The following is a 449-nucleotide window of genomic DNA, read 5'->3' on the forward strand; positions in this document are numbered from 1 at the left end:
TGCTAGGGCCTGTGCTGAAGGGGATGTGCTGATCGTGCGGTACTGCTGTGTTGCTGGGTCTCTGCCGGCGGTGCTGGCCTGAAGGGGGAGCGCTACTGGGGCTGTGCGGGTGGGGCTGCGCTGCTGGGCTGCGCTGTTACTCGGGCAGCGGTGGTGCACGAGGGGCTGCGGGACGTGTGGTGCTGGACGCGGGGCATGGGGTGAGTGGCTTGGGTCGGCGAGGTTCGGTGTTGCGGGCGCGGATCCGGGGTGTGCCGGGGCTCGGACCCGGGTGGTGCTGGATACCGGGGACTCATGATGCGGGTGGCGCTGGGGGCCGGTGACTCTGGATACTGGTGGCTCTGTATGCCGGTGTTTCGGTGGCGGTGCGGCGGCGGAAGTCCCGGGCCACCCGGAGCCCCAATGACATCGGGAAAAGCGGGGGCGCTGAGACCTGCGGACGGAACTAC

Source organism: Leucobacter sp. M11 (genome assembly GCF_035726885.1).
GTDB lineage: Bacteria > Actinomycetota > Actinomycetes > Actinomycetales > Microbacteriaceae > JAPFRB01.